Annotated in this window: 6 protein-coding genes; all 6 read right to left on the bottom strand. The window is 43.6% G+C overall.

Features of this window, described 5'->3' with window-relative positions; all coding sequences use genetic code 11:
- Positions 1 to 152: 152 nt before the first annotated feature.
- The gene (locus tag GQS10_RS22580) at positions 153 to 1040 is read right to left on the bottom strand and encodes a class I SAM-dependent methyltransferase (protein ID WP_166246534.1); all 888 of its coding nucleotides are present in this window, start codon (positions 1038 to 1040) and stop codon (positions 153 to 155) included.
- Between the two features lie 97 nt (positions 1041 to 1137).
- Entirely contained in the window at positions 1138 to 2055 is a 918-nt protein-coding gene (locus GQS10_RS22575; protein WP_166246532.1) for an NAD(P)/FAD-dependent oxidoreductase, read from the bottom strand.
- 57 nt (positions 2056 to 2112) lie between these two features.
- Positions 2113 to 2598: an RrF2 family transcriptional regulator gene (locus GQS10_RS22570; protein ID WP_166246530.1), complete on the bottom strand. Its 486-nt coding sequence runs from the start codon at positions 2596 to 2598 to the stop codon at positions 2113 to 2115.
- Between the two features lie 280 nt (positions 2599 to 2878).
- Positions 2879 to 3505, bottom strand: a complete 627-nt coding sequence (locus GQS10_RS22565) for a type 1 glutamine amidotransferase family protein (protein ID WP_166246528.1) — start codon at positions 3503 to 3505, stop codon at positions 2879 to 2881.
- A 111-nt stretch (positions 3506 to 3616) separates the two neighbouring features.
- The gene (locus GQS10_RS22560) at positions 3617 to 4579 is read right to left on the bottom strand and encodes a helix-turn-helix transcriptional regulator (protein WP_166246536.1); all 963 of its coding nucleotides are present in this window, start codon (positions 4577 to 4579) and stop codon (positions 3617 to 3619) included.
- A 420-nt stretch (positions 4580 to 4999) separates the two neighbouring features.
- Positions 5000 to 5569 (bottom strand): GNAT family N-acetyltransferase, encoded by a 570-nt coding sequence (locus tag GQS10_RS22555; RefSeq protein ID WP_166246526.1) that lies wholly within the window; start codon positions 5567 to 5569, stop codon positions 5000 to 5002.
- Between the last annotated feature and the right edge of the window lie 40 nt (positions 5570 to 5609).

The raw sequence follows: 5609 nt of genomic DNA, 5'->3' as shown, positions 1-5609 counted from the left end.
GAAGTGATTGCAGCTTTCTTCCTACAGATAATTCGCGTCGCTTGTGATACGGTTCCCCGCGCTGTCTCTAACGGCAAGTTTTAGCGGCCAATCGTCGTACTTCCTCGCTCACCCTTACGGCTGAGTCTCAAGGATAGATTTAATACTAAAGCTTAGAGATCTCCCGCATACATGTGCTGATCCTGCAATTGAATCAGGACTTTGCCATAACGTCCACCTTCTTGAATGACTACTTTTCCTGAAGGATACGCATGTTCCAAATAATCGGCAATGATGCTTCGATTTCTCTCATCCACAGGCAGACGATGATGGGCAAGCCAAGTCATTGCTTCTTGCAGCGCCGCTTCTCTAGAGATTTCTCTCGTTTTTACTTCCCTTGAAATAAGGGATTGGTAGGCATACCCTTTGAGATATAGCAGATGAAGGAGATATCCCATTTCGGTAAGCTTCGATTCGTAAGACTGACCCGTAACGAGCGGCCAAATTTCGTTTACTAAACTGTGCTCTGTTGGAACTACAGGCATACTGATGTAACAATATTTTTGGGAGCATTGTAGCAGCTTCTCCACACACTCCCAATTGTAAACAACCGGGCTCATGGAGACAAAGACAAGATCGAACGCATTCTCCCATCCATGGGCCGCAACATCAATCTCCTCAAAAGGCAAGGGTACAATGTTTACCTGTTCAGCGAAATGCTTCGTGTTCTGCTCGAGCAGTTCTACCAGCGGCGGAGAAGTCTCCACAGCGGTTATATGAGCTCCTCTCTCTGCAAATGGTACTGTGAAAACGCCTGATGCAGCGCCAATATCAAGAACAGTTGCGTTTTCAAAACGAACCCCTTGTCCTTCCATCCAGTTCATGATGCGTCTGCTGCGTCTCCTCCCCTCTTCGCTAAAGGACTGCTCGTTGAAAACCTTGGCCTTTTGATCAAAAGACCGGGTAAGATCGATTCCATTCTTTTTCATGTTGGCAAAAATCAAATCCGTAGCGTCTTTCCACGCTTTTTCCCAAACTTTAGCATTATAAAAATCGTCCATAATCGCTCCTCACTCTTTCTTGTGGTTTATATAGTTGAATGAACCATAATACTGCCCTCTCCTGCATAAAGGGACCGCGCTTTACACGCTGCATCGATCATAAATTTGCCTTCCAAGCTATTCCATTAAGCTCATTGTTGATCACCACAGCGGCTAATGACCCCTTTGAAGCTGCTGCTATAGCCTGATGAAATCGGGATGTCACATCCCCTACGCTATATACACCTGGAATGTTTGTTTTCCCAAAATCGTCAACAACAACCTCTCCCAATTCCGTCATCTGGCATCCGATCGTTCTCGGCAGATTCGATCCCGTAACCAGTTCCGGCTTGAAGAAGATACCTCTGCAGGCTATGGACGAGCCGTCTTCCAGAACAACTTGCCGCGTGATTCCGTCATTGGAATCGATCCGCCGAATCGGTGAGTCAAACAACAGCACTTGATTCCGCCTGAGTTCCTCTCGCTCGGTATCCGTTAATTCATCAGGACCATTCGTGCAAACGGTAATACGATTCGTCCATCCGGATAAGAGTGGCGCGAAATGCATAAGCTCCGCTCCTTTGTTTATGATGACAAGCGGCTGATCCCTTAATTCCCAGCCGTCACAATACGGACAGACAAATGCACTTTTTCCGTACACCTCCTTCAGTCCCGGGATGTCGAGCGGCCGATCCTTCATGCCCACGGCAAACAATACTTTTTTGCTTAACAAACGTTTTCCTTGCATGGTCTCAATTTCAAATCTGCTGTCTGCTCCGGTTATGGTCACTGCTGGTTCTGTAAAAAACGATACGGAGGGATAAGCAGCGATCTCTTCATTTGCAAGCCGTCGAAACTCGCTCGGCGAGATCCCATCACGGGTAAGAAAACCGTGTATTTCGTGAGTTACAGCATTGCGGGGGCGGCCTTCATCAATGAAAGCTACGTATTTTCTTGCCCTTCCAAGCACCAGAGCAGCACTCAGTCCAGCCGGTCCGCCGCCAATAATAGCCACATCATAAAGTGGATTGTCCATATATAAACACCCCTATACCAGATCTATAATATCCATAATTAAAACGCAAGAAGTGTATCACTTCTTGTTTGCCTCATGATTACGACGCTTTACAGCCTCATCCAGTACCGACTGGATCGTGTGTTCCCGCATGTACTGGTGCATCTGCTGTTCCGCTCCCAACATCACTTTCTCGACCAGACATTCTTTCCTTTCCAAACTTCTCTGTTTGTCCGGTGCAGACCCCTGTTCTACTAACAGCCGATGCTGCTGTGAGCTAGAATTCGAGCATTCGAATAGTTGCTGCCTTCCTTCAATCACTTGAATCACATCAAGAAACGAGATCTGTTCCGCCGGTCTGGCTAGTTCATAACCGCCATTCACTCCTGGTACGGCACGTACGATTCCGTCCTGCCTCAGCTTAGACATGATTTTAGATAAATAACTTTCGGATACACCAAGGGATCCCGATAGTTCCTTTATTCCAACAGGATGGCTTCTCTCAGAGAGTCCCAAATGAATTAAGGCGTGCAGCGCATAATCTGTACTTTTAGAGAACTGCAAAATCCCCTCCCCCTTCACAAAGACATTATTTTTACTATTATGGATCTATGGTGTCTATAATACTCGATGTATTTCCAAATTGCAATGTAAAAACGGGAGGGCGTCAATCGAATCGTAGCGCAAAAGGTTTCTAGGTGTTTGAGACAATGCGCGGGATGCACATTTCCAAGTCTGCTGCCGGATCAGCACCTAAGTTTCGTCTTATAGGTAAATTGGCTCCAATAAACTATTTCCTGATAAGCAACACACATCATTCAACATGCCTTGTGTTCCTATTTTGTCATTGGATTGAGCTCATTAACTCGTGGAAATAGTTGGGTTCCTGAGTTTTGTTAAGACGATACCAAGCGTCTAATGTTTTTGGAAAAAACACATCTAGCGCTTTTAAAACATGAACAGAAAATTCTAATGGTGCTACTCCGGATGCAGTGATCAATTTTCCATCGGTGACAGCAGATTCCACTTTGTAATATTCTTCGCCCGTGTAAGAATGGCAAATCATTTTAAGGTAGGCCAGATCATTGCTTGTGTGCCAACGTGTATCTAACAATCCTGCTTGAGCCAGTCCTAAGGTAGCACCGCAAATGGCTCCAACTATGATTCCTTCCTTTAAACACATCTCGGCAGTCTTTAATATGGGCGCGTGAATAGCTTCTGTCCATGTATTTCCACCAGGTAAAATCAGAGCATCTACACTTTGAATGCTGCACTCATCCACTTTAACGTCTGGCATTATTTTCAATCCGCCCATTGTCGTTACTGGAGTCTTTTCTATCCCTACAGTAACTATTTTTGCCGGAGCCAACCCCTGTCTAAAGTATCTTCCAGAGTTCAGTTCGGCGGCTAAATAACCTATTTCCCAATCGGACATGGTATCAAACACATAAAGATATACGGTATTATTCATTTCTAATTACTCCTCATAAAGTTCATTTAGGTATCAGCAACCATTCACCTGTAATGAGTGGTTGTCCTTATAATAAAACAACTTCACTGACAACTGCTGTCAGTAAAGTTGTTAAACTTGATAATATTCCATTAACTCTGAAGCAACCTTCACAAGTTTATCCTTTAGATTCTGTGGCTCTATAACTTGAATGGATTTCCCATAAGGAAGAATGATATACGGAACATGTGTATACAGTGATTCTTCCTCAAGTAAAAAGATTGCTTGCTTTGATGTCCGCTCCTGCAAATGATGCTCCAAAAACCAATGAATACACAAATCATCCAACGCTTCTGCCCTGCCACCAATAATTAAAGAAATGAATCGGGATTTATCTACTACATCTGGCAACAGATTTTTCATAAAAAAAGTACGCGCTGAAAATTCATTGGGACGCCTAAATGAGAATGGCGTGCGTGTGATGTTCAGAATTCGGTCTACCCGAAAGCTGCGGATCTCCTTGCGCAGGTGGCAAAATGCAATTGTGTACCACTTATTGTTCCAATTAACTACGCCATAGGGGTCTATAACCCTATTGGGGGACTGCTCTTCATGACTGTTACGATAAGAAATTTCTACCGACCATTCATTTGCTACAGCGTGCTCCAATTCTTGCAATACCGGCTGAACAGCGGGGTATCCCCTGCGGTTTATGACTTCAAAACCGGCTAAATGGTGGTTTAGTTTACTTTCCTGCTCCTGATTCGAATACATTTTCAACTTGGATGTTGCATTTTCTAATGCCTCACTCAAAGGATAACCGGCTTCTTTTGCAAATAGGGCAGCATGAAGCAATGCCTTTTTTTCATTAATACTAAATTTCAGAGGAGATCTGATAAAATTGTGCAGCAAGCTATACCCGCCATTGTGCCCTGTGTCGGATATGATAGGGACGCCACTGGCACATAGTGCATCAATATACCGATAAACTGTTCTTATATTTATCTCTAACTTTTCCGATATTTGCTTTGCAGTCCATTTCTCTCCCGAATTCAACATCCATAGAATTGCTAGCATATTATCATTTTTTGGCATAACATAACCCTCGCCTTTTATTACCACTATACTCAACAGTGTTTTTTTGCTAATCGAAGGTATTCCGAATTCCCTGTTATTAGTAATCAACTCCGTTAGTGTTACCGGAGTGAAGGACAAGGTGCTTTTTTCCTGTAGTTTGCTCCATCCTTCTCAGCTGTTAGTTTAAAATGTCTTATATGAAGTCCATTATACATTTCATATAACAAGGAGCGCAGCCTATTTAGGCTCGCTCCCCCATACAATCAAGATTAGGCATTCCACATGTGTCGCTTTAAGCCCTTCTTTGGACATCTAGCATCGCCGCCTCCACCTTCAACCCAATCCTCCAGTTTACCACTATTTGTGGAGCGGTTCACCGCGCTGTCAGTAACGGCAAATTAAATGTGTGCTTAGTTCAACTAACATTTATCGTTAGAGTCAATTACGGGTTTTTATTACAAAGTTAGCAAGCGGAAATCCATATGCCCGATTATAAAGTTGTCGACTATAGCTGAGCCAATCCATTCCGGTAGAAGTTTTGTTCGTCATGATCAGTATAGGATACCCAAAGTGGCTCAACCTTGATTCGGATTGAAGTGCCAAGCCATTTCGCTCATAAAACGATATACGCCGAGTTCGTACTGTAATTTCCTCATAATCCTTTGCTGCTTCTGGATCCTCGACCTCTAAAAGAAGACCATTCTTTGCGAGCTCTTGTAATCGCCCCATCAAGGCACCACCTAACCCTAAGGATCGATATTCAGCTCGTATGGCAAGGTATAACACATGCATCATGTTTAACAAGGGTTCGACTTGATATATGGCATACCCGTATACAATTTCACCGTCTGTAAGATAAACTCCATGCAATACTCCTCTTTTCATCGCTCGTCGGATGATAAAGAACGGGATATGCGTCATGAAAGGAAAGTCTTTTCTTACGAAATCAAACAGCTGGCTTAATTGACTATGATTTATGGGGACCTGCTGAAGTTTAAGTTTATCCATGATTGCTTGCCTTTTGTTTAAGTGCGTTAAGTCTCCTTAT

The organism is Paenibacillus turpanensis (assembly GCF_011421635.1).
GTDB classification, from domain to species: domain Bacteria; phylum Bacillota; class Bacilli; order Paenibacillales; family YIM-B00363; genus Paenibacillus_AK; species Paenibacillus_AK turpanensis.
The sequence above is the reverse complement of the archived record's forward strand: the minus strand, read 5'-3'. Positions and strand labels throughout refer to the sequence as shown.